Source organism: Sphingobacteriales bacterium (assembly GCA_016700115.1).
Classification (GTDB): Bacteria; Bacteroidota; Bacteroidia; order Chitinophagales; family UBA2359; genus UBA2359.
The window spans coordinates 1,237,077-1,262,390 of record CP064999.1; the positions used below are offsets into that span (position 1 = coordinate 1,237,077).

A 25,314-nucleotide genomic window follows, 5' to 3' on the forward strand; every position below is an offset into this window, starting at 1 on the left:
TTTATGACCACAACATAACAACTACCTATTTTTTAAAAACTATAAATCAACGAAACTATGAAAAAGAAAGAGTTTTATTTAGATTCCTGCCCCCCCCCCGCAAGTTATTTCACTAGAAGGGTGAAGAAGTTTGGTGTAAATGCTATTATTTTTAAAATGCTTTTGTTTTTGCTACAAGTATCTTTATTTATTGGGTATGCAATTCCTATTATAGCACAAACTCAACAAGCAGATTTACTTATCAATCCCAGTACCTTGGCTAGTAGTAATACGCCAATATTAGCAAATGTTTATTATGAGCCCATTGACCGTGGACTATATATCACTGAAGTTGGCTATGAATTAGCTCCGCCCGAAGAAGCCCTTCCTGAAGATATTCCCTATGAAAATCGCTGGGGATATTCAATTGAATTAACGTTATCTGAAGATGCCGATCCGGTTGACTTAAGCAATTACTCATTAGTTTTTTATGCAGGTTGCAATACAGAAGGTGCAATCTTGATATCTGAAAGATATAGTTTTGAGTTAAGCGGCAATATTAATTCAGGCGAGACACATCTTGTTGATTTTAGCACCATTGCAGCTTTAAGCAATGTTACCACTACAGTTATTAGTGAATGTAGTGATGATATGTTCTTTTTGCGCTTTGCCATTGCTTTAGTTTATCACAACGGTTTAAGTAATCAACTATTGAATTTTGTATCGCTGCCTAAAATCAATGGCACTTCTTCAAATTTTGATGTATTGGCTTTAGCTTCTGATGGTCCCGCCTTTGATTTTTTGGTATCACCGGTTGGAACCGATACGCAATTAGCTGAAGCTACATTTCCTTGTAGTTTTAGTTTAACTGATCTTGGCTGGCTTTATACTGCAACTCCTAGTTTAGGAACAGTAAATTCAAACTTATCAAATTGTTCGTACAACATTCTGTCATATACACCCACAGGTACAAATATCTCCTTTAATACAGTACCAAGATATGTGAATGAAAAAACACCATCACTAACTTACTCAAATAATGGCGTAACTTATTTCAGACAACCCTCTCCATTTTTAACCTTTAATTCTTCTTGCACAGGATTGTTTACAGAACAGTTACTTCCTTGGGTAGATTATTATTCTGGTATCACTGAAACTTTATTTCCTTGGACATCTAGTAACTCTTCTGATCCGGATTATCAAAATAATATTAATGCTATTACCACTCATGTGGGATTTACCGGCTCGCTGGATTACTTCTATCAAAAACATAATTTAGACTATAACTGGATAACTTATCCTTTTATGAGATATTCCCCTCTAAGCGGAAATTTTGGAGGTTCAGGTCCTACACAAATTGTCAATAGAGGTGCAACCTTAACAATAATTGGTCATGAAGTTACTCACCGATTAGTGAGTAATGTAAATGAAGAATTCGATGAAGCCTTTTGTGATATATTTGGGACTTGTATAGAAAAATTTATTTTAGATCAAAATGGTTACGATGTAAGTGAATATCCTAGCCATCAATCTCAGAAAACATTTGACCCGAACTACGTATCCTTTAGAGATGCAAAAAACTTCTTAGGCATACTAAATACTGATTTTTTGAATTCGTCTGATAAATATTTTCGTCTAAGGGCTGTAACTCATTGGTTTTATTTATTGGAAGAAGGCCCAACAGAAGTAACTCAAGGATCCGCATTATTGCCTGTTTTTATTTGTGGCATAGGAGATCAAAGAGCTGCGAGGGTAGTTTTTGAGGCTCTTCATCGAATAAAAAATGATGTTGATTCTGAAAATATTATATCAGAAGATGTTTTATCTGAAAGCGGAGACCACTTAAAATTGCGTAATCATACTATAGCTGCAATAGATGATATAATAATTGCAGGAGGGAGTATAAACGAAAGTTTTATTAACGAAAGCAACTTTGTAAAGGCACAAATACTCAATGCGTGGTCAACTGTACACGTAGGAGAAGCTGACTTTGTGGTTGCAAATTACAATCCCAATGTTAAAATATGTCTTGGTAATAGCTATACTCTTCATGCTTCCAGTATTTATGGCGATGTTAAATGGATAAAACCAGACGAATCGGTGTACAATCCTTCGTCAGGCGCACCCGATGTAGCAGAGTATGTATTTGAAGGCTTAGAAAACGGAACATTTAATTTTAAAGCCCAAGTTGATTACTACACCGATGATGAAACGTCAATTATTTGTTCTTTAGAAAAGCCGGTACAAATTGAAGTCAAGCCTCTTATTATTAACCAGGATAACCCCCTATATTTATGCTATAACGCACCCTTAACCCTCACCCATTCTTACCATTCGAGCGTTACCGGCTTAGTGTGGAAAGATCCTGCCGGCAATGTGCTGACCCCGAATACAGACGGAAGCCTGACCGTAACCGACCCCGTTTCGGGCACTTATTCAATTTGGGGAATGTGTGAAGGAATGCCAATAGCAGACGAAATCACCGTCACTGTAATAGCTACCCCTACTATTACTTTTATACAACCGACTGAAAATGGTGTATACTGTTTAAATGACCCGGCTACATTAACTATTGAAGAAAGCTATGTCAGTTATGATTGGACGAATACTGTTTCAACGACCAATGAAGTAACGGGCATTGCGAACGAAATAGGCACTACCACCTATTACGTAACCGTAACCGACACCAACGGCTGCACCGCCTCTGCCACAACCACCGTAACCGTTTTCGACAACCCGCAAGTTGATATTGAAACAGGCACAGGAAGCGAGTACTGTACTGCCATACTAACAGCAACCGCTTCAGAAGGTACACCTGGTTATTCTTACCAATGGTCGCCTAACTTAGAAACTACAACCGAAATTACGGTAAATATCCCCGGCATATACTATATCAACGTTACCGATGCCAACGACTGCATTGCACAAGCGCAATACAACGTTCAACCCCAAGACCTGCTCTCCCCACCCGACAATAATGAAGGTGTTTATCGGGTTGGCACTACCACAGGAGAACCGTTTAGCAACTATGACATCGGAAATAATACTGAAACATGGACGGGTTTGGTTCTGAAATTTGCAGGCAAAATTATCGTACCTGCCGAACAAACACTCATAATAGATGAAAGTGTCATAGAAATGAGAGGTGGTGAAAATTCAGAAATCATCATAGAACCCGGCGGACGACTTGAAATAAATCAAGCTACACTGAAAGCAGATAATTGTAATGACAAATTTTGGAAAGGCATCAGTGTAATGGGTTCAGAGATACCCTATGGCAACGATACCGGTTTCGAAACCGAAGCCGCCACCGGCAATTACGGAGTTTTAGTGGCTACAAATTCAAAAATAGAAAACGCCCGTATCGGTTCTTGTAACGGATTGCTTACAGACAATTCCATCACCGCAGCAGGAGGCTTAATTCGTTTGAACAACACCGAGTTTAAAGACAACGGGATTGCTATTAAATTGGAGAAATTTGCACCTTCCAATCATCAGGTTCACGATATACAAAATTGTACGGTAACCTTTACCCAAAACAATCCCCCTGAAAACGCTCCTGAATTCTGGTGGGATTCAAATGCAAATCAACCCATAGGTTTATGGGCTACTGCCATGAAACTGATAAATCCGTTGTACAACAACCGGTTTCATAGCACCATGACGGAAACCAAAAGCGGTATCGGAATGAGGTTGAACAATGTGGCTACTTTGATAACCGCAGACCCCGAAACCGACCCCGACAATCCGGAAATCTTTGAGTTTAGCGGACTGAGCAAGGGCATAGATGTCTATAACACCCTGACCGTCATGAAAAACGTGAACATCTCCGACCAAAACTTCCAAACCACCAAAAAACAAGTAACCCTGAACGGAACAGTCGGCAGCATCATTACCGGAAACACTTTTACCGTTCCTCCCGGCAGTTCGCAAGCAGACGATACCTACGGGCTGCTAACCTATGGTAGCATAGGGCTAGTCATTGAAAACAATCTGTTTCGGGCAGAAGAAGCCGAATACAACCCCTACACTTTCGGTGCTATTTTTGACAACACCGAATATGGCAGCTTTGTAACTCATGTAAGAAACAACTTTTTCGACAGCCGCCTAAACCCCGCCACTCAGTTTATAGGCTACAACGGACGCCTGCTCACCAACTGCAACGCCTACGACGACTGCGATATTGACTGGCACCTCGCCGAATACGCCACCCTGCCACCACAAGGAATATGCGACATTGACGATGCAGGCAAAGCCCACCGCACCCATTGGCATTTTGTAGAGGAACCCTTTTCTACGATAGATTACGATGACTACCACATCATCAACGAAAGTTCTTCAACCCTCTACCTGAATATAGACAACAGCCCTCAGTCTGACCCTTTCGAAGGCAATCCATCCTCTATGTATGTTGCTGGGGTTGTTAATGTACAATTTTGTGGAACTCCAACATCTCCTGTTTATAATACATCTTGCACAGTAACAATTCCTATTGAAGGTATAGGAATGGCGGTCTGTGATGACGAAGAAAATATAGAAGGGCGTATTTACATTTTTTTGCGCAACAATCAACAGGATAGCTTGCTTGCGTTGTTACACTGTTTAGACACTGAATGGGCAATACGCTTGTTGGTTGGTACTTATGTTGATGAGGGTCTTTTTGAACAAGCATTACACGAACTGCAAAACTTGCCGGAAACACCGGAAAATGCTGAATTTATAGCTTTGTACCAAGCTATAATACAAGGTGGTATAGAAGGAAGTGGTAAATCTGATGTAGCTATAAGTACAATGAACTCAATTGCTGAGAATAGCAATTCACCATTTTATATACTAGCTGAAAGTGTATTAGCTAATTACAGAAATAAAGAGTATATCCGACATGGGCAACCCGTTAATTTAAAATTATTAATAACCCCAAAAGATAAAAGTTATTTCCAAATTATACCTAATCCAGCTGCTTCTTCTATAGTTTGCAAGTTTGTAGAACCATTAGATCAGAATTGTCGCTTATTTATTTATGATTGTAGTGGAAAAATAGCGATAAGTGTTTTTGTTCCTATTGCAAGTTTGCAGACAAATGTTAACATAGACCTGTTAAATAATGGCATTTACTTTTGTCGTTTGGAAGGTAGCGGTTCTGTCCAAAAATTAGTTGTTGTTAAATAGTAAATTATTAAATTGGGTTTGTCTAATTCCAAAAGACAAACCCAATTTTTATATTTCACCACTTTATTATGAAAATTATTTTAATAGTACTGCTTGTATGTTTATGCTCAATTGAGGCGATAACTCAAACCCAATTTACTTATTTCAATAAAGTATTTGGAGGCGATACTTCTAATATGCTTGCACAAGTTGTTCAACCCGTTTCTGGTGGCTATTTAGTTATTGGTAGTTATGGTACTCAAAACATTGAACATTCAATATTTGTAATGAATATTGATGAGCAAGGCAATGAATTAACATTTAAGAATTTGGCAGTCGGTACTGAGTGGGGTGTAGTAGAAGATGGCAGTTTTGTTAAACCTACTTCAGATGGAAATTTTGTTTGTACTTTAGCAGAAATTTCTTACAATCCTACTCTAAAACTTATACCTCATTTATTCAAGTTTAATTCAAGTGGTGATACCATCTGGCATCAGTCATACCCCAATGAATATTCACAGTTTACACGATCAATAATTCAAACCTATGATAATGGATTTGCAATGGTTGGATATAGATATGTACAAGATACTGCTCGTTTTGTTTTGATAAAAACAGATGCTTATGGTAATTACGAGTGGTCAAAAACTTATATGTTAGAACATGATTCAAGAGCTTTTAGTATTCAACAAACTCCTTGGGATGGAGGATACATTTTAGGAGGATGGGGCTACTCCACGACAAACGGCTACGATATGTTTGTTGTTAAAACTCTCGCTAATGGTGATACCCTTTGGACTAAACACTATGGCAATGAATTAAATGATTGTGCTGCAAAAGTAGTTAATTTAACAACTTATGAAGAATGGTTATCAGGAGAAGAGCCTAACTATCTAACGACCGGTTGCATCAAAGAAGGGATAGTTAAAAAACTTTATCTTTCAGTTATTGATGAAAATGGAGTTATCATATGGGAAAAGAAGCATAATTTTTTACCTGAAATAAGCAGCTTTCAAGTGTTACCATTAATCAAATCTAACAAGAGTTTTATTGGAAGTGGTTATTATTTACCTGATAATATTACACCTCGTCCATTCATTGCATCTTTTCATCACAATGGAAATTTAGATTGGGTAGTAACCCCTACATTAAATCCGACTAAACATGTATATATCAAAGATCTCCAACCCACTCCTGATGGCGGCTACGTTTTAGCAGGTTATCAATACAACGACCCCCAAACCGCATGGGTGTTAAAAATAGACAGCCTTGGCAATACATGCAGTTATGTGGGTTGCGACAGCACCGTAGTGGTAGAAGTGCTGCCCGGCATCACCTCCAATTCAAGCCCTGAAATATCGGCAATGGTCTATCCCGTTCCTGCTTCTACCTATCTCAACATCCGCTGCAAATACCATCCGGCATCCTTCCTTCGGGCAATGCCGGATGGTATTTGTACGACATAACCGGCAGGCAGGTAGCCGAAACCACCTTAACCGGCAACAACTGCATTGAGGAGATTTCGGTAGAACATTTGCCGGCTGGTATTTACTACTATCAGGTGTTGTTGCCCTTATCGGGACAGGTGGTGGCGAGTGGGAAGGTGGTGGTGGGCAGGTAGTAGAGACAAGGCATGCCTTGTCTCTACCGGATAATGCCGATAGGCATGGCACCAAACAATTTTACCGTTTAACTAAATCAGATTTCGTTGTTTTCGTTTTACAAAAAACGTTACTTTTATCCTGTTGTTCATCATTAAACCCTGCATGTTATGGTTCAGATAATAGGTTTGTTCCTCTTATGCCTCTTTCAAAACGACATGCTGACCGAAACCCATATCATTACCGACCCCGACAATCCGGAAATCTTTGAGTTTAGCGGACTGAGCAAGGGTATAGATGTCTATAACACCCTGACCGTGATGAAAGAGGTAAACATTACCAATCAAAACTTCCAATCAACCCAAAAAGGAATTACCCTAAACGGAACGGTTGGCAGCAAGGTTACCAACAACACGTTTTCAGTACCTCCCGGCATTTCGCTGGCAGAAGATACCTACGGGCTGCTAACCTACGGCAGCATAGGGCTTACAGTTGAAGACAATCAATTTCAGGCACAGGAAGCCCAATACAACCCCTTCACTTTCGGCGCAATTTTTGACAACACCGAATATGGTAGTTTTGTATCGCATGTAAGAAACAACTTTTTCGACAGCCGGCTAAACCCCGCCACCCAGTTTATAGGCAGCAACAACCGCCTCTACACCAACTGCAACGCCTATGACGATTGCGATCTTGACTGGCACCTTGCAACCGATGCTATTTTGCCTGATCAGGGAATATGTGACCCAGCAGATGCCGATCTCGCTCTCCGGACCCACTGGCATTATGTAAACGAAATTGGTTCTACCATTGGCTACAACAACTATCACATCATCAACGATAATTTAGCCTTCACACTCAACCTAAACATTGATAATAGCGTACAGTCGGATCCTATATATGGGGGCACTCCTCTGCCTTATGTGACAGGGAACGTTAATGTGCAACAATGTGATCCACTTGATCCTTTTTTCCAAAATATGTCCTGTACAGTACCAATTCCTATTGAAGGTGCAGGAATGGCAGATTGTAATAACGAAAACGATATAGAACAACGTATTTACAACTTTTTGCGCTACAACCAACGCGATAGTCTCCTCGCTCTACTACACTGTATTGATACGGAGTGGGCAATCCGTTTGTTGGTAGGCACTTATGTAGATGAAGGTCTTTATGAACATGCATTAGACGAACTGCAAAACTTGCCCAACACACCAGAAAATGCAGAGTTTATAGCGTTGTATCAGGCCATTATTGAAGGCGGTTTGGAAGGTAATGGTAAAACATCAGAGTCTGCTGCTAAAGTAAGTCAATTAGCTGATGATGTATTATCAACACACCAATCGTTAGCTCAAAGTGTATTGGCAGTTTATAAAAGTGCCGATTATGTAAGACATGGAATGCCAATTCGAACCAACTTAAAGTACAATACTATTCTGCCTGATTTTGACTTAGCGCCAAATCCTGCAAGCAATATGGTAAAAATCTTATTTAGAAACCCAATAACCGAAAAATGTCATTTACAAATCTGTCATTTAAATGGTCGATTCGTCAAAAATGTAGAAGTCTCTGCAAATAGCACAGCCCTGCACCTGAATATTGAAAATTTGGCTACAGGTATTTATTTCTGCCGTTTAAGTACAGGTACTACTACCTCAAAATTAGTTGTTATTAAGTAGCATTCTTAACAGCAGTAATGGCTGATTTTAAGCCATTACTGCTTTCCTTTTACCAATTTGAAACACAGAATAATGAATGCAAATACTGGTTTAACATTAGGCATAGTGATGCTATTTTCTACTTTTGTTTTACAAGCACAAACCTCATTTGTATATTATAACAAAACTTATGGTGGCAATGACACCATAAATATACTGGCGCAGGCAGTGCAGCAGGTAGAGGATGGAGTTTTAGTTTTTGGTAATTATGGAACCAATACCATTCCCTATGGGCTATATTGTATGAAAACAGATGCTTTGGGGAATTTTCAATGGATTAAAAAATTAGATGAAACGCCAACCTTTCAACAAATGGGAATTTCAGTGGGTACACAAGTTATAAGAGTTCAAGACAATATAATCCTGATGTACGGGAAACAAAAGAACATTTATGTATTAAAACTTGATTTTGGGGGCAATGTTATATGGCAAAGTCAATTTGAAGTTATTACTTGGCAAGCCGGGCATATGATTATTAATACAATTGATGAAGGGTTTTTAATTGGCGGATTAGAACAAAACACAACCGCCGACACCGTAAAAGCCTACGCCCTCAAAATAGACAGCGAAGGTAACTTTGAATGGGACAAACGCTACCTGATGGGTAATGATGCCCGTTTTTTTACCGTTCAGCACACACCTTGGGATGGTGGCTACATCTTTGGCGGCATGGGCTACTCTACCATCACCGGCTACGATATGTTTGTGGTAAAAACCGCCGCAAACGGCGATACCCTCTGGACGAAAAGATATGGTAATGAATTAAATGACTGTGCAGCACAGGTAATCAATTTGACATCTTATGAAGATTGGTTGGCAGGACAAGAACCCGACTATTTAATGACAGGGTGTTTTAAAGAAGGAATTACAAAAAAACTCTACCTCGCAGTAATAGATGGAAACGGAATAATAAAATGGGAAAAAAAACATGGATTTCTACCTGATATAAGTAGTTTTCAAGCACTTCCCATTATCAAACCCGATAAAGGCTTCATCGGAAGTGGTTATTATTTACATAATGGCTTCATTCCCCAACCTTATGTAGCTGCTTTTCACGCTGATGGAAATTTAAATTGGGTAGTAACCCCCACCGTCAATCCCGAAAAGCAGGTTTACCTAAGAGACCTACAACCCACCCCCGATGGCGGTTATATATTGGCAGGCTATCAATACAGCAGCCCTCAAACCGCATGGGTATTAAAGATAGACAGCCTCGGCAATACCTGCAGCTTTATAGGTTGCGACAGCACGGTGGTGGTAGAAGTGCTACCTGGTATTCCCTCCAATACAAACACAAAGGTTTCGGCAATGGTCTATCCCGTTCCGGCTTCTACCCACCTCTTTATACGCTACCAAATACCTGTCGGCATTTCACCCTCAGGTGGTGCAGTATGGCGTTTGTACGATGCTCTCGGCAGACAGGTAGCAGAAGAAACATTACAAGGCAGCACAGGGACAGAACAAGTACCGGTAGAACACCTGTTGGCGGGTATCTACTATTACCGGGTGGTGTTCCCTGCATCGGGGCAAACATTGGCAAGCGGGAAGGTAATGGTTAGTGAGTAGCCGCCTGTTTGTTTCAACTCTGTCAGCGTTGCAAACGCTGACAGAGTTTGCAAATAAGCCACCGTATTATCAGATATTAAGTATCTTGTGGCTGGGAAAGTGTATTAATCAAGTTCCTCCTTTAAAATCATGGTTCAGATATTTTGCCTGCTCGCCCTATTGCACTGTATAGATACCGAATGGGCAATTCGCCTCTTAGTAGGCACTTATGTAGATGAACACCTTTATGAACAAGCCTTGGAGGAACTTCAAAACTTGCCGAACACGCCAGAAAATGCTGAGTTCATAGCCCTGTATCAAGCCATTATTGAGGGAGGTTTGGAAGGTAGCGGTAAATCATCGGCAGCTATTGTTACGGTAAATACAATAGCAGATAATGCTGTTTCAACACACAAAACATTAGCCCAAAGCGTTTTGGCAATATATAATGGTGCTGATTATATAAGGCATGGCGCACCTATAAACCTTCCAAACAGTGGTCGTTTACAGGTATCAGCATTTAATCTGCTCCCCAATCCGGCGCAAGACCAAGTTACTGTTATGTTTACCAGATATGTCAAACCCAACCAAACAATGAAAATATTTGATTTGCAAGGTAGATTGGTTCTGATACAAAAAGATATTGCACAAAACACCCTTGTAAATGTTGCCAAGTTGCAAACCGGTATATATTTCTGTCGTTTGTCTGAGGAAGCAGACGTTGTAAAATTAGTCATTGTCCGGTAGCATTTTTTCTTAAAGGCGCAGATGGATGTTTTCATCTGCGCCTTTAGTTTTTTTTAAACCCCTCATTATGAAAAAACAGTTCTTTTTCATCATATTGATTCTATGTGTCTTTCATGCAAAAGCTCAAGTTGCCCAGTTTATTTATTTTAACAAGGTGTTATCCAGTGACACCATGAATATATTGGCACAGGCGATACAACCAATAGAAGACGGATATTTGACTTTGGGTGGCTATGCTACTTCCGAAAACTATGTCTTATACATACGAAAGCTAAATTTGACGGGTGAGACGGATTGGATAAAACCCTTCGAAATCATAGAAAACTTGGCTGATTTAGGAATTATTGAATGGGGAGGACAAGTGCGAATCGTAAATAACTCATTAATAGCAGTCTATGAGCGAGCCAAAAATATCTGCTTCACAAAATTTAACTTAGATGGTGATACTATTTTGCATAAAAAATATATTCAATCGGGTTGGCAACTGGGAAAACAAATAATTTCTACACCCGACAATGGTTTTATAATTGCAGGAATGGAGCAAAACTCAACCGTCGACACCGTAAAAGCCTACGCCCTCAAAATAGACAGCGAGGGCAACTTTGAATGGGACAAACGCTACCTGATGGGCAACGATGCCCGTTTTTTCACCGTTCAACACACCCCTTGGGATGGCGGTTTCATCTTTGGCGGCATGGGCTACTCCGCTACCACAGGCTACGATATGTTTGTGGTTAAAACCACTGCTAATGGTGATACTCTTTGGACGAAAAGGTATGGTAGCAGTAAAAATGATTGCGCCGGTTACGTTGTGCCCTTAACCACTTATCAGGAATACTTAAATGGTGTTCCAATAGAGTATTTACTTACTGGCTGTTGGGAAAGCACCGAGCCGGACCCCTTGTTTGGACATGTGGATTATCTATATATAGCCAAAATCAATGAAATGGGTGATATTATTTGGGAGCACAACTATACATCTCTTGCAAAATGGCTGTTGTTGCAAACACCTCCTATTATTGCACCTGATAAAAGTTTCATCGGCACGGGATTTTATTTAACAAATGGCTACACTCCAAGCACTAAAGTTTTAAAATTCGACTCGAATGGTACCATAGCTTGGCAAAAAAACTATACTCTCAATCCCGACAAATCCTGCTACCTAAAAGACCTCCAACCCACTACTAATGGCGGCTATGTTCTGGCAGGCTATCAGTACAGCAGCCCACAAACTGCATGGGTATTAAAAATAGACAGCCTGGGCAACACATGCAGCTATATAGGATGCGACAGCACAGTAGTGGTGGAAGTGCTGCCCGGCATCCCTTCCAATTCAACCTTGGCAGTAGAGGCATTGGTCTATCCCGTTCCGGCATCAACCCATCTCTTTATCCGCTACCAAATACCTGCCGGTATTTTACCCTCCGGTGGCTCAATGTGGCGTTTGTACGATTCTCTCGGCAGGCAGGTTGTAGAGGAAACATTGCAGGGCAACGAAGGGGTAGCAGAAGTTTCGGTAGCACATCTGCCGGTGGGTATCTACTATTATCGGGTTGTGCTTCCAACATCGGGTCAGGCGGTGGCGAGCGGGAAGATTTTGGTAAGTGAAAAGTGAAAAACTAAAAGTGAAAAGTGGCTGGCTTTAACCGATAGAAACTGCCTTGTTTTCAACCCTGTTGGTGTTGCAAACGTCAACAGGGTTTGCAAGGAAGATATTTAATTGAAAAACATTACCTATCTTTCGGTTGGAAAAACAGATAAACCGAGTTCATCTTCAAAATCCCGTAAATCATGTTTCGGACGTTATTTCTCCAGAGCATAGCCGAAGACTGGGCATATAAATTATTGGTAGGCACCTATATAGACCGCCGCATGTACCCCGAAGGCTGCGACCCCAACTGTTTTGCCGGAATGATACAGGGAGCAAATAATGAAAGGGAATTGATAGAAGCCTATACCGGATTATTGCAAAAACGCATCGAGTTAGAACAGTTTGAAGCCGCCAAACAAGATTTAGATGCCGAACAGCGCGAGGCAGCACTAAAAGCCCTTATTGCCACCTATACCAAAGAAGGCAATGCCGACAGTGCATGGATTAAGCTGTACGAACTACCTTTGGATAGCGACGACAACATTGCTTTTTTCAACCTATATTTAGAGATTCTGGAAGGCATACAGCCCCCTGCCGGCAGTGGTAAAACCATGAGTGAACAAGAGCAAATGATACGTACTACCGCCAACAAAGCCAACAAAACTGTGGCAGCAATGGCAGAAGTGGTGATGAACGCTTACTACAACAGCCTTTTTAATAAAAACGCGGACGGTGTTTTGCTAAAAGGCACTCCGGCACAGCAGCCTGCCGTCTTATGGAGTTTACTGCCAAATCCTACCAAACACCAACAGGTAACACTTAGCATTAAACAGGGTCTTTTGGCAGGGCAGCACAGAGCAGATGTTAGCATATACAATTTTAATGGTGCCTTGTTGCGGCAAGTTAAGGGCTTAAAAAACAACGAAACCATTTCGGTAGCCGACCTGCCAACAGGTATCTATATTTGTGTGTTGCATATAGGCAGCCAATACATAGGCAGCCAAAAATTGGTGATATTGCCGTAAATCATTTTCTCACAAACCAACCCAAGACAAGGATGCGCTGCCGTATCCTTGTCTTGGGTTATTAAAAACAACTACAAAAATGAGAATACTACACGCAGCATATCTTGTGCTACATTTTTGCTTTTTAGCAGTTAAAGCCCAAACATCTTCATTTATATTTAATATAATTGAGCAAGAAGATACTTGTAATCAGGTTTCAACAAATATTAAGTGTGTAGAAAGCATATATATATCAGTTGGAGTATTAAATAGTGTTAATCAATATTCTGCCTTTTTTGTTAGGAGTATTAATGAAACGGGGCAGGTATTATGGACACACATATTAGAAGAAGGAACCTTTCACAGAGCTATTCACTTGGGAAATTCAATGAGTAAAACAACAGATAACCAATTAATAGTTGTTGGAGAAAAAGGAATCAATTCTTATGAAACACAAATAATATTGATTAAATTTTCCAATAATGGCTTTCCTGTCTGGACTAGAACTTATGAAGATACTGGTTGGAACTCATACTTGCAAGTAATGCCTCTGTTGAATAATGAATATTTGCTTGTGTATATATCTGAAACCGAGTTTGGAAGCCAAGACCCAACCTATATAAACCTATTAAAAACTGATTCTATCGGAGAACCTATATGGCATCAGCACATAAGCCCTAATGCTACCCCTTTATACTCCGAGCAAACCCTTGACGGCGGGTTCATCATATCGGGCTATCAGTACAATGCCGCTACCGGCTACGATATGTATGTGGTTAAAACCAACGCCAACGGTGAGGTAGAATGGGAAAAAACCTACGGCACTCCTCAAAATGACGGAGGCAGCAGGGCTGTTCAACGTTCTGACGGATTAATTATTTTAACCGGGGTTATACGGGGTGAGGTTACCACTAGTAAATTGTATTATGCGATTTTAAATCCCGCAAACGGCGATGTACTGTACAGCATAACACACCAAAAGTACGACAAGTACAGTCCCGGCAGTTCACCCTTACTGCTTTCTGACGACAGATTGGCGTTGGTGACGTTAAGTTACGGTCCTCCGCCTACATGGGAAGTCGCTTTTACCATTTTCGACAATTCGGGATACATAGTTCAAGAAACCCCCATCAGCAGCGGCTTACCCGGCGAGGATTACATCCGCGACCTCGAACTTGCTCCCGATGGCGGGTTTATATTAGCAGGGTTTAATTATACCGTGCCGCAAAGCAGTTGGGTAGTAAAATTAGGACCCAATGGCGAGTACTGCGGGGTTGCCCCTTGTTTAGATAGCTTGTTTGTAAACAGTGTATTACCTCCTGTGGCAGGAGGGCAGGGCAGCAAGCCGGTTGTTCAGGCGCAGGTGTATCCCAACCCCGTCAAAGGCAGTACAACAATCACCTATTCCCTCCCCCCGCAGTTGCCCTTTGGCGTGGTGGAGCTGTATAATTTACAAGGGCAAAAGGTGTGGTATCAGGTGTTGCCGGCCGGCGGCTCGTCCCTAACCCCTTCTCCCCAAACCCAATCACCCCTAAATCCCCTGAAGGGGACTTTTACGCAGACCCTCGATTTATCGGGGCTGCCTCCGGGCATGTACGTGTGGCGGCTGTCGTTGCCGGGCGGGTATGAACGGTATGAGAGTACAGGGAAGATTTTGGTAAGTGAAAAGTGAAAAACTAAAAGTGAAAAGTGGCTGGCTTTAACCGATAGAAACTGCCTTGTTTTCAAACCTGTTGGTGTTGCAAACGTCAACAGGGTTTCCTATCAGGAAGTTCTGATACTTGTATCGGAAAAAGAAACAGTAGGAGCAAAAGAAGTATAACTGCTACCATATTACACCAATTGTTCGTGTTAAAAACTCACTGAAACTCTGCGGCTTACTTTGTGCCCTTTGCGGTAAAAAAACATTGCCACTCAGGTCAGTTAAGTGTCCGCAAGTCGTTGATTAAAATCCGTTTGTAACGAGAAGTTGGAATTCTTTTTCGGGATTGTAGTAGGTGTTGATTTTGAGTAAACAAACAACGGTAAGTTTTCCGGTTTATATAAACTTAATGTAAATTCTTATATAATTACCATCTGATTTTATCCCCATTGAACATAATTAATCTAATACCATCCAATTTATTGCGAAACATCACTTAAGCCTTGCAAAATATGGGTTAAATTCCCAACCTCACTTTGTTCAGAAACATATCAACACAGTGCCCCAGAAAATTGAACAAAAAATTTGTAGCTTTGCGGTATATTTAAGAGTATTGCCGGTACTATTATTACCTAAAAACTTCAAGTTGAAATTATGAAATTTAAAGACATCATAGCCATCAGCAAATTGCCCGGGTTGTATGAAATGATTACTGCCAAAACCAATGGGGCAATTGTGCGCTCGCTTCAGGATGGTAAAACCCAGTTTGTTTCAAGCCGGATGCACAATTTTTCACCGCTGGATAAAATATCTGTTTATACCACCGACACCGACAGCGAATTGCTGGAAGTGGTCATTAAAAAGATACAAGAATACGAAGCTGCAAATGCCGGTGCTGTTTTGCCCTCTCACAAAGACAACCCCGATGTAATTCGAAATTTCTTAACCACCGTTTTGCCCAATGCCGACCATTCCAGGATTTATGTCAGCGATATCCAAAAACTAATCCGATGGTACGAATTGTTAAAAACGATTGAACTGACCTTTGAAGAAGAGTCTAACTCTGCCATTCCTGAAAATTCCGAAACCAACCCTGAAACAACCAATCGGGAAGAAGTTGCTGAAGAATAAATTTCAGGAACTCCAAAAAAGTGTTTCCATACTTACCCGTTTTTAGATTTTACAAATAAACAACTGCCGTTCTTCGCATCACCCAAGTAGCGGTTTTGCTATTTATTTGTTCTAAAAAAAACAAATTTCAATTAGGTCTATATACCTTTGCAATCTTATTTTGCTTTCAACTTCACCAATCTCCCTGTTCCATGCCGGAGTGGTCTGCTTTTCCCGAAAAAGCCAAAAAACTTATCGCTCAATTCAGAAAGCTCATTACTCTTCTGGTAGATGCCACCTTGTTTTGGATTAGCCTGACGGCTTTGTTGCTGACAATTTACGACATCGGGTTTACCAAACTTCCTGAAACCAAAGCACAGATTTTTACTGCTTATATCGTTTTTATTGCTATCTTTTTCGTTGCTTTCCTGTTTCGGAATTTGGTGGCTTTTGTCGGAAAATCCTTTGTTTTTAAAGACAACTGGGGGCAGTTGGGTCTGTTGTTGCTCAGTTTTCTGTTTCTGATGGGAGTTCTGTTTTGGCCCGACTTATTTAAATCCTACCACAAAGATGTAGATGCCATGCTGACCAATGCTTTGATCTATATCATCATTATGCTGGTATTTATCGAAGAAGTGTCAAACCGCAGTGCAAATATTCAAATTTTGGCCGGCAATCCGGCCGTTATCTTCTCTATCAGTTTTGCGCTGATCATATTTATCGGCGCTTTGTTGCTCATGCTTCCCAATGCTTCTACCGGTATTATGAGTACCACCGGAAACCGCCTCACCTTTGTAGATGCTTTTTTTACCGCAACAAGCGCTGTTTGCGTAACCGGGTTGGTGGTGGTTGATACCTCCAAAGATTTTACCCAATTAGGACAGGTAATTATCATGTTTTTGATTCAAATTGGCGGGTTAGGGATTATGACTTTTACCAATTTCTTCGCCTATTTTTTCAAAGGAGCCTCCTCATTTCAAAACCAGCTTTTAGTCAAAGACCTGATCAACGCAGAACAGATTGGACAGGTATTTAAAACCCTGATAAAAATCATTGTCGTTACTTTCAGCATCGAGTTGCTTGGCGCTGCTCTTATTTTTTTCAGTTTGGATGCCAATGTCATGCCTTCTCTGAATGAGCGTTTGTTTTTTTCTGTATTTCACGCAGTTTCCGCCTTTTGCAATGCAGGTTTTTCGACTTTTTCATCCGGACTATATGAGGAGCCTATCCGTTACAATTACAATATCCATTTGATAGTCGCCATGCTCATCATTTTAGGTGGAATTGGTTTTGTCATACTGTTTGACTATTACACCTATCTCAAAAACATCCTTAAAGATAAGTTTTACCGCTTAGTCAAATCTGAGCGATATTATTACAACCGCCCTGTGGTTTCGCTCAATACCAAAATTGTCGTTTATACTACATTGATACTGCTCGTAGTGGGAACATTGCTGTATGCTTTTTTCGAATACAACCACACTCTCTCCGAACATCCGGGTTGGTGGGGCAAGTTGGTTACTTCTTTTTTCGGGTCGGTAACTCCCCGGACTGCCGGATTTAATTCAGTGAATATGTCCTTACTTGCAGCCCCAACTATCATGATATACCTGTTGTTGATGTGGATTGGTGCTTCCCCCGGTTCAACAGGAGGAGGAATCAAAACAACGACTTTAGCCATAGGAACCCTGAATTTTATCAGTGTGGCAAGAGGTAAAAAACAAATTGAAATTGGCTGGAAGGAAGTTCCGGGCGAAGCCGTCCGGCGCTCATTTGCCATCATCGCCCTGTCCCTGATTGCCATCGGATTTTCAGTTTTTTTCGTTACTTATTTTGAAGAACATAACCAAAACATTTTGACTGTAAACAACAACGAAACCTTGGTGAATATTGCTTTCGAATGTTTCTCTGCCTTTAGTACCGTAGGGTTGAGCTTGGGCATTACCGCTAAACTGACCGCAGCAAGCAAAATTGTGCTGATTATCACTATGTTTGTTGGCAGGGTAGGAACATTGACTTTACTCATCGGGCTGGTAAATCTCTTAATAACAACCCCATCTAAAAGCAATTTGTATCAATATCCCAAAGAGGAAATTTTTATATCTTAGAAAACAAAGACGATCATGAAATTCATCATAGTTGGATTAGGAAACTTTGGCGCATCGCTGGCACTCAAACTGACCGAAATGGGACACGAAGTCATAGGAGTGGATAATTCCATGGAAAAAGTATCCCTGCTTAGAGATTCCATTACCCATACCGTTTGCCTGGATTCAACTGATGCTCAGGCTGTTGGCACCCTTCCCTTGCGGGAAACCGATGTGGCTATTGTAGCTATTGGCGAAGATGTCGGCGCTTCCATAATGGCTACAGCCGTCTTAAAACAACTAAAAGTAAAACGGGTCATCGGAAGGGCAATATCCCCCCTGCATGAAACGGTATTGGGTGCAATGGGCATTACTGATGTAGTTCACCCGGAAGCCGAAACAGCAGAGCGGTTGGCCAAAAAATTAGACATCAAAGGCATCATTGACTCCTTCAACCTGACCGACCGCTATAATATCATCGAAGCTACCGTGCCTAACCGTTATGTCGGGCAAACCATTGGCGAGGTCAATTTCAGAAATAAATACAACGTGGTAATTTTGACCATCATCCGAAAAACAGAACAGAAAAACCTGCTCGGAGTGGTGCATCAGGTCAGTGAGGTCATAGGAGTTGCTGCCCCTGATATGCGGTTTGAACAGGACGACGTGCTGGTCTTGTTCGGCAATATCAAAGATATTCAGCGAATTCTTGCAGAAGATAACTGACCTTACCCCCAAAATTGGGCAACCCGTGTAAGTATCTGTCAACTCACTACCCTAACTGTAAACGATAACCGGCAAACTCCTCATTGCCCGGTTATTCTTCGCGTGAAGACAGGTTTTACCTACAACTTTTTATAATCGAAGTATAAGGGTTTTTCACTTTTAACTCACAAACCTGATTTTTAAACCGGTATAGAAATTTCGTTCAGGCGAAGGGTTGTAGTAGCGTCTGCCGGGGGCATTCAGGTTGTGGAATGCGCTGTATTGTTGATGGAGGGCGTTGTTCACCCCGATATAAAGGTCTATCCACCAATGTTTAAATAATTTGTGTTGATAACCTATTTGTGCATTGAGCAGGTGGTATGCAGAAGCAAAGTCCGTATTGGCATTGTTGAGCGGCATTTTTGCAAAAAAGTTGTACGTAGTGTTTAGATACAACCCCATTCGAAAGGCGGCATTTCCGTTCAGGGTAACCGTTTGTGGAACAACGCCCGGAATATCATTGCCATTAAAGGACTCGGGCAATTCATTGGTGTATCGTTTAAAATAAAAATTCTGAAGCGCTGCGCTTGCACCAAATTGCAGTAAATTAAATTTCCGGTCGGGATGATTGATAATCATGGCCTGAAGGGTGGCTTCGATACCACGGTGCAGCGTTTTACCGGCATTGTAATAAATGGCGGGCTGCCCTTGTCCCAGAATTTCGTTGCTGAGTTGTAGGTGATAGGCAGAAATATCGGCAGACAACCGGTTTTTAAAAACAGAAACACGAAGGCCAACTTCGTAATTCAACCCGCTTTCGGCTTTCAGGTCGCGGTTAAAGTCGCCGTTGGGCAAAAGGGTTTCTTCGGCGGCGGGTGGGGCAAACCCCCAACTGATGCTGCTATGTGCCGAAAGGTGGCGACCTATTTTTTTTACCAACCCTACCCGTGGCGAAAACACAGGGGTAAGGTTGTTTTGAATCGAAAAATTAAGCGAATCCGGACGGGTGGGCAGCAGTTGGTCAATACGATAGAAGTTTAGATTGTAACTGCCACCAAGTGTCGCATAAAATTTTGCCGGAAGTTGGAGATAAGCCTGAGCAAACATAGAAATTTGCGATAAAAACAATTCGTTGTCTTCGCGCATCATCCCGGGTATTCCCTGTAGATTCACATAGTCTTTTGATGCCAGAAAACTATGCAGCCATTCGGCACCTGCGGTCAGTTTCACATTCACCTGCCCTTTATCAGGGGATTGATAATGGGTTTCCGTTCGAAGGTTAAAGCCACTTCCTCCTTCGCGCTTAATGCCGCTGTTGAAGGCGTTTGTTCCGTATGGATTGTCTTTTACTTCGTAATAAACCGATGCTGAGCTGAGGTTATTCCATCGGTTGTTAAAACGGTATTGTTGCGAAACTCCGGCAATCAACCTTTGCTTATCAACTTTTGCATCGAGGTCTTTAGACATTCCTCCATATTGACGCGGGTTGTCTGACAGGGAAGTACTGTCAATATTTCCAGAAATCTGAAAGTTTACATCGGCATAGAGCGCCATCAGGGTAAGACTTCTTTTTTCGTCGGGATACCACCGTGCGATCAGGTTGATGCCATTAAACAGGTGATTTTCGTGTTCTCTGTATCCATCCCAACTGCGATGGGTATATCCGGCCACTAACTCTGCGTTTTCTCCGGCAGTTTTTACAATTGCCGAATATTGCCGCAGTTTACAATTGCCAAGCAGGATATTAGTTTGAGCCTGAGTTTGGAAGGGCACAACATTCGCACTATTAAACAACAACACCCCCCCTGTCCCTGCACCATAAAGACTGCTTGCCGGGCCTTTTATCACTTCAACCCCTTCCAAAAGGGCGAGGTCAATATTGTTGATGGGGTTTTCACCAACAGCATCGGTGATGGGAATACCATTGAGGTACATTTTAATATTGCGCATTCCGAATGGTGAACGCAATAAGCTGCCCCGCATCGAAATACGGTAACTGCCCATCGAGCGTTGCTCCATTTTTACCCCCGGCACATTGTTAAACGCCTGAACAAAAGAAACCCCATCCCCTTGTTGCAGGCTTTTTGCAGATATCCTCGCTACGGCAGCAGGCGTTTCAATCAGTTTTTGCCCGGGTTGAAAAGCGGTAACGGTAACCTCCCCAAGCTGTTCGGTGTTGGGTAACAATAATATCCGAACGCTGATGTTTTCCCCTTTTGCCGGCAGGAGAACTTCCTGTGCAACAAATCCCGTAAAAGAAATGCGTAATGAAACATCGCCGGGTAAGGAGGCAACTGAAAATCTGCCTTCCGAATCTGTAACAGTTCCGGTGCCTGAAGGGATAGAAACCACATTGGCTCCGGTCAAAGGTTCAAATGTTTGTGCGTGCCGAACGCTGCCTTCTACCGTTTGTCCCTGAGCCTTTTGAGGTAAGGCGACCAAATGGACAACCCATACTGCCCAAAATATGAAAAACAGCTTTAGAATACCCTCATTATCAAACAGAAATTTCAGATTAACCCGCATAGATACGTGCATTTATGCCGATTTTAGTAATTTGATTTGTAAATTTGCAGTTCCTTGTATTATTAGCGTCAAACCAATTTCAATTTATTGCATCAGACAAGTAAAAAAACGCAAAACCCCTACGGCTCAAAGTTAATCTTACACAGTGTATTTACAGCAAATAAATATCTCCAATTATAAAAACTACAACGGAAACGGCAGCCGCGCACAGTTTTCGCCCCGGCTCAATTTTCTGGTTGGGAAAAATGGTGCAGGGAAAACCAATTTGCTCGATGCGGTCTATTATTTGTGTTTCTGCAAAAGTTATTTCAGCACTACGGATGCGCAAAACATCTGCCATGGTCAGGATTTTTTTAGGGTAGAAGGGTGCTTTGACCTGGCGAATCAACCGGAAAGCATAGCGGTAAAGTTTGGAGTTAACCGAAAAAAGGAGTTTAACCGCAACGGAACGGTTTATGAACGCCTGTCAGAGCATATCGGTCTGCTGCCCTTGGTGATGATTGCACCGGACGATATTGAATTGGTAAAAGGCGGAAGCGAAGAGCGCCGCAAATTGCTCGATACCAGTATTTCTCAGTTTGATAAGACCTACTTGGAAGCATTGATTGTCTATAACCGCGTGTTGCAGCAACGGAACACCCTGCTCAAATCTTTTGCCGAGCGCCATTATTTCAACAAACAACTGCTCGAAACCTATAACGAACAATTAACACCTCCTGCAAACTTTATTTATCAAAAACGGAAAGAAATTACGCAGCAATTATCGCCGGTTATCCAACAGTTTTACCAAAACCTGAGCTCCGGAAACGAAACTGTTGCCTGCGATTATCTCTCACCTTTAGATGGAAAAGATTTTGCAGACCTGCTTCAACAAAATTTAACTGCCGACAGGCAATTACAGCGAACAACTGAAGGTGTTCACCGCGATGACCTTGAATTTACCATCAATAAGGGCTACCCTATAAAAAAATACGGCTCACAAGGACAACAAAAATCCTTCCTGATAGCGTTAAAACTGGCGATTTTTAAACTCTTGACGAAAACCACCGGTAAAACCCCGATTTTGTTGCTTGATGATGTCTTTGACAAATTGGACGAACAACGAACTGCACAGTTGGTCAGTATCGTTTCGGGCGAAGATTTTGGGCAAGTTTTTATTTCAGATACAATTGAGCACCGGATGCAGGCTATTTTTGATAAATTTGCAGTACCCTATCTTGTTTTTAAAATCAACAATGGAAATATTGAAGCGACAGCAAGTAAACCTTAGCGCAGGAAATACCGGCTGTTACCGACAATTTACCAACCTAAAAGCACGTTTCCCGTTAAAGGTGTTTAACATTAAATAATATTTCTGATTTGCAAACCCAAATCGAATAAATCCCAAAAACCGGAACAATGAGACCCCGAAAACCAAACGAACAAACACTGAAAGAGATCTTGAAAGACTTTTTTACGGTTTATAAGCTCAACACCGGATTGAACGAAGCGCGGATTAAAACCCTTTGGGAAGAAATGATGGGAAAAACCATTGCAAAACATACGGATAAATTGGTAGCAAAAAAAGGGGTTTTATACTTGAAAATTAGTTCAGCTCCACTTAAGCAGGAGTTGTTTTTCAGACGCGAGATTATTATAGAACGAATCAACACAAGATTGGGAGAACCTTTTTTAAAAGAAATCGTATTTACCTGATCCGGTTCAACATATTTTCCTGTTATCACATTAAATACCCTAAAAAATCTGCACCAGATATGAACAGAATTTATAGCTTACTTATCCTTTTGTTTTTAAGTACTTGGGGCTTATATACTCCGGTTTTAGCACAGGACTATTATTGGAATACTGATACAACTTTGTTGCCTGAACCGGTTAAGGAGAAAAAGCAACGCAAAAAGAAAAAAGCAAACGAAGACAAAGATATTTTACAAAATCCGGGGGGCTTTGAAATGTATGGCGCAGACAGTCCTCCTGAGTTGGATTTCAATATTCCTGCATCTAATGATGAAGTACTGCAGCCCACACCGGTAGAAGAACAGGCCAATGAAAAAAATACAGCCGCTAAGTCTCAAAAAAGAAGAAAAGGAAACAAGAATGAAAGTTCAGAAGTCATCAGCCTTGATTTAGGCACGCTGTATCAGGTTAATTTGACCGATACTGTCATTGTGCAGGACAAACGCAAAAAAATGCCGGAGGTGAGTTTTAAGGCGAAAGAAGATGTTAAGTATTACTACAATCAGGCAGTGCTTAAAATCAACAACAGCAACTATGCAGATGCTTTAGAGTTGCTCAATAAATGTATAGCCCGAGACCCCAACAACAAAGATGCGCTCCAAATGCGCGCGAATTGTTTAGCCGAACTTCAAAAATATAAGCAAGCAATCAGTGACTATAACAAAGCGCTGAAAATAGATGATAAAGATCCGATATTACACTATAACAAAGCCAGCACGCTTATCAAAATGGGTAAGTTTGACGATGCCGTTGAAACATTTAATAAGGCAATTACCTATAAGCCCGATTATGTGTATGCACTGCAAGGGCGCGCATCCGCCAAAACCCTGAACGGCGACTATAAAGGGGCAATAGAAGATTACAGCTTAGTCTTAGACCATAACCCTCTGTTTCTTTCAGCCCTTAAAGGAAGGGGGGTCGCAAAAGGTCTGCTCAAAAGATATGATGATGCTGTCGGTGATTTTTCTTCAGTCATTGAGTTGCAGCCCTCTGACGGAATGGCATATTACTATCGCGGATTGGCTTATATCAGCCTCAATCAACCATTTAAGGGTTGTACAGACTTTGACAAAGCCTACCAATTGAATGTAAAACAAGCCTATTTCGATATCAAAGAGTTTTGCCGGTAATACGATTTTATTTTATAGATTTTTACGGCTTTTTATGGACTCTTTTACCAATGACCGGACATCGGGTTTTTATGAACGCCCCGAACTGTTTAATCAACTTATTTCAAAGGCTGATTTTGCACTGCTTATAAAAATCTCATTGAATTATTTTGACCAAAACAACATATCCGTTTTTAGCATTGAAGACGGAGTTATCAAAGCTAATACCGGCAATGACAAGGGCGAAGCCGTCCATTTCGGGTTGGACAACCTGATTAAAAAAATAGTCAGAATAAAAAAGAAACTTTGGGAACGTGCAATTTTTGAACACTTTGATAAATTACGCCAAAATCATCAGCCGGCCTACAACTATTTGTTTAAAGATTTTGAATACGCGGCACAATTCTTAAAGGTGGTGATTAAAGACCGGCATTTTATGAAACCCGAATTGTGGGAAAAGTTGGTTTGCCGCGTTGATTTTCCTGAAACTTATACCCTGCTCATCCTAGATTTTGAAGACCAGTTCCGGTTTTTGATGCGTGATGACATCAAAGAATGGGATACAAACGAAGAAGAGCTGTTTGCAACCGCCCTGTTCAACATATCTAAAGAACAAGTAGAAATAATTCATAGCGATAAAGAAAATGACAATCAACTATACTTGTTTATAGAGCCAAATTTTGCTGCCCCTTTTTTGATAGATTTATACAGGAACGCTCCGTTTACCATCGGAAACCTCGGAGCATTGATTGCCATTCCAACCAAAGGGTGTGGGTTGGCTCACCCTGTCAACGATATCGGAATTTTTAATGTCATTAAAGCCATAATGCCTTTGGTTGTTCAATATTATACAGAACACGAAGGGAGCATCAACACCCATTTTTACTGGTTTTTTGAAGACCGCTTTGAAGCTTTTCCGTTGCATCAGACAGAGGATGGTAAATCATACATGAAACTCCCTGAAAAACTCGAGCAATTGCTCAGGAAAAGCCTTTAACCGCAAATTTTCTGACCTTATCTCCATTCTTTTATATTGGCGCTCATATTCTTGTCATTTTTTCAACATTT

The 25,314-nt window shown here is 41.2% G+C and carries 17 protein-coding genes; 16 read left to right on the forward strand and 1 reads right to left on the reverse strand.

Features of this window, described 5'->3' with window-relative positions:
* Positions 1 to 57: 57 nt before the first annotated feature.
* The 12 genes from IPM47_04260 (at position 58) to IPM47_04315 (ending at position 18,898) form a co-directional block, all read left to right on the forward strand.
* A complete protein-coding gene (locus IPM47_04260) occupies positions 58 to 5,148 on the forward strand; it encodes a T9SS type A sorting domain-containing protein (protein ID QQS30171.1) in 5,091 nt (1,696 codons plus the stop codon).
* Positions 5,149 to 5,216: 68 nt separating this feature from the next.
* Positions 5,217 to 6,593 (forward strand): hypothetical protein, encoded by a 1,377-nt coding sequence (locus tag IPM47_04265; protein ID QQS30172.1) that lies wholly within the window; start codon positions 5,217 to 5,219, stop codon positions 6,591 to 6,593.
* On the forward strand, positions 6,581 to 6,748 hold the full coding sequence (locus IPM47_04270; GenBank protein ID QQS30173.1) for a T9SS type A sorting domain-containing protein: 168 nt from the start codon (positions 6,581 to 6,583) through the stop codon (positions 6,746 to 6,748). Before IPM47_04265 ends, IPM47_04270 begins: the two co-directional genes overlap by 13 nt.
* A 150-nt stretch (positions 6,749 to 6,898) precedes the next feature.
* Complete coding sequence (locus IPM47_04275; protein ID QQS30174.1) at positions 6,899 to 8,407, forward strand: T9SS type A sorting domain-containing protein; 1,509 nt, start codon at positions 6,899 to 6,901, stop codon at positions 8,405 to 8,407.
* A gap of 72 nt (positions 8,408 to 8,479) precedes the next feature.
* Positions 8,480 to 10,012: a T9SS type A sorting domain-containing protein gene (locus tag IPM47_04280; GenBank protein ID QQS30175.1), complete on the forward strand. Its 1,533-nt coding sequence runs from the start codon at positions 8,480 to 8,482 to the stop codon at positions 10,010 to 10,012.
* Positions 10,013 to 10,141: 129 nt separating this feature from the next.
* Positions 10,142 to 10,738: a T9SS type A sorting domain-containing protein gene (locus tag IPM47_04285; protein QQS30176.1), complete on the forward strand. Its 597-nt coding sequence runs from the start codon at positions 10,142 to 10,144 to the stop codon at positions 10,736 to 10,738.
* A gap of 67 nt (positions 10,739 to 10,805) precedes the next feature.
* On the forward strand, positions 10,806 to 12,353 hold the full coding sequence (locus tag IPM47_04290; protein ID QQS30177.1) for a T9SS type A sorting domain-containing protein: 1,548 nt from the start codon (positions 10,806 to 10,808) through the stop codon (positions 12,351 to 12,353).
* A 176-nt stretch (positions 12,354 to 12,529) separates the two neighbouring features.
* Entirely contained in the window at positions 12,530 to 13,354 is an 825-nt protein-coding gene (locus tag IPM47_04295; protein QQS30178.1) for a T9SS type A sorting domain-containing protein, read from the forward strand.
* Between the two features lie 79 nt (positions 13,355 to 13,433).
* On the forward strand, positions 13,434 to 15,005 hold the full coding sequence (locus IPM47_04300; protein ID QQS30179.1) for a T9SS type A sorting domain-containing protein: 1,572 nt from the start codon (positions 13,434 to 13,436) through the stop codon (positions 15,003 to 15,005).
* 624 nt (positions 15,006 to 15,629) lie between these two features.
* Positions 15,630 to 16,106 (forward strand): DUF5606 domain-containing protein, encoded by a 477-nt coding sequence (locus IPM47_04305; GenBank protein ID QQS30180.1) that lies wholly within the window; start codon positions 15,630 to 15,632, stop codon positions 16,104 to 16,106.
* Positions 16,107 to 16,297: 191 nt separating this feature from the next.
* A complete protein-coding gene (locus IPM47_04310) occupies positions 16,298 to 18,193 on the forward strand; it encodes an ATPase (GenBank protein QQS30181.1) in 1,896 nt (631 codons plus the stop codon).
* Between the two features lie 15 nt (positions 18,194 to 18,208).
* Complete coding sequence (locus IPM47_04315; protein ID QQS30182.1) at positions 18,209 to 18,898, forward strand: TrkA family potassium uptake protein; 690 nt, start codon at positions 18,209 to 18,211, stop codon at positions 18,896 to 18,898.
* A 159-nt stretch (positions 18,899 to 19,057) separates the two neighbouring features.
* On the opposite strand, the gene IPM47_04320 is transcribed toward IPM47_04315, so the two are convergent.
* A complete protein-coding gene (locus IPM47_04320) occupies positions 19,058 to 21,415 on the reverse strand; it encodes a TonB-dependent receptor (protein ID QQS30183.1) in 2,358 nt (785 codons plus the stop codon).
* Positions 21,416 to 21,548: 133 nt separating this feature from the next.
* Between IPM47_04320 and IPM47_04325 the strand changes: the two genes are divergently transcribed.
* From IPM47_04325 to IPM47_04340, 4 genes are all read left to right on the forward strand, one after another.
* On the forward strand, positions 21,549 to 22,673 hold the full coding sequence (locus IPM47_04325; GenBank protein ID QQS30184.1) for a DNA replication/repair protein RecF: 1,125 nt from the start codon (positions 21,549 to 21,551) through the stop codon (positions 22,671 to 22,673).
* A gap of 128 nt (positions 22,674 to 22,801) precedes the next feature.
* Complete coding sequence (locus IPM47_04330; GenBank protein QQS30185.1) at positions 22,802 to 23,098, forward strand: DUF721 domain-containing protein; 297 nt, start codon at positions 22,802 to 22,804, stop codon at positions 23,096 to 23,098.
* Between the two features lie 59 nt (positions 23,099 to 23,157).
* Entirely contained in the window at positions 23,158 to 24,267 is a 1,110-nt protein-coding gene (locus tag IPM47_04335; protein ID QQS30186.1) for a tetratricopeptide repeat protein, read from the forward strand.
* 34 nt (positions 24,268 to 24,301) lie between these two features.
* Positions 24,302 to 25,243, forward strand: a complete 942-nt coding sequence (locus IPM47_04340; protein QQS30187.1) for a hypothetical protein — start codon at positions 24,302 to 24,304, stop codon at positions 25,241 to 25,243.
* Positions 25,244 to 25,314: the final 71 nt, after the last annotated feature.

Excerpts from the sequence above, each read along its gene's own strand:
- IPM47_04265 (QQS30172.1), top strand. The coding sequence starts at position 5,217 with ATGAAAATTATTTTAATAGTACTGCTTGTATGTTTATGCTCAATTGAG.
- IPM47_04340 (QQS30187.1), top strand. The coding sequence starts at position 24,302 with ATGGACTCTTTTACCAATGACCGGACATCGGGTTTTTATGAACGCCCC.
- IPM47_04285 (QQS30176.1), top strand. The coding sequence starts at position 10,142 with ATGGTTCAGATATTTTGCCTGCTCGCCCTATTGCACTGTATAGATACC.
- IPM47_04280 (QQS30175.1), top strand. The coding sequence starts at position 8,480 with ATGAATGCAAATACTGGTTTAACATTAGGCATAGTGATGCTATTTTCT.
- IPM47_04305 (QQS30180.1), top strand. The coding sequence starts at position 15,630 with ATGAAATTTAAAGACATCATAGCCATCAGCAAATTGCCCGGGTTGTAT.
- IPM47_04295 (QQS30178.1), top strand. The coding sequence starts at position 12,530 with ATGTTTCGGACGTTATTTCTCCAGAGCATAGCCGAAGACTGGGCATAT.
- IPM47_04315 (QQS30182.1), top strand. The coding sequence starts at position 18,209 with ATGAAATTCATCATAGTTGGATTAGGAAACTTTGGCGCATCGCTGGCA.
- IPM47_04275 (QQS30174.1), top strand. The coding sequence starts at position 6,899 with ATGGTTCAGATAATAGGTTTGTTCCTCTTATGCCTCTTTCAAAACGAC.
- IPM47_04290 (QQS30177.1), top strand. The coding sequence starts at position 10,806 with ATGAAAAAACAGTTCTTTTTCATCATATTGATTCTATGTGTCTTTCAT.
- IPM47_04260 (QQS30171.1), top strand. The coding sequence starts at position 58 with ATGAAAAAGAAAGAGTTTTATTTAGATTCCTGCCCCCCCCCCGCAAGT.
- IPM47_04300 (QQS30179.1), top strand. The coding sequence starts at position 13,434 with ATGAGAATACTACACGCAGCATATCTTGTGCTACATTTTTGCTTTTTA.
- IPM47_04330 (QQS30185.1), top strand. The coding sequence starts at position 22,802 with ATGAGACCCCGAAAACCAAACGAACAAACACTGAAAGAGATCTTGAAA.
- IPM47_04320 (QQS30183.1), bottom strand. The coding sequence starts at position 21,415 with ATGCACGTATCTATGCGGGTTAATCTGAAATTTCTGTTTGATAATGAG.
- IPM47_04310 (QQS30181.1), top strand. The coding sequence starts at position 16,298 with ATGCCGGAGTGGTCTGCTTTTCCCGAAAAAGCCAAAAAACTTATCGCT.
- IPM47_04335 (QQS30186.1), top strand. The coding sequence starts at position 23,158 with ATGAACAGAATTTATAGCTTACTTATCCTTTTGTTTTTAAGTACTTGG.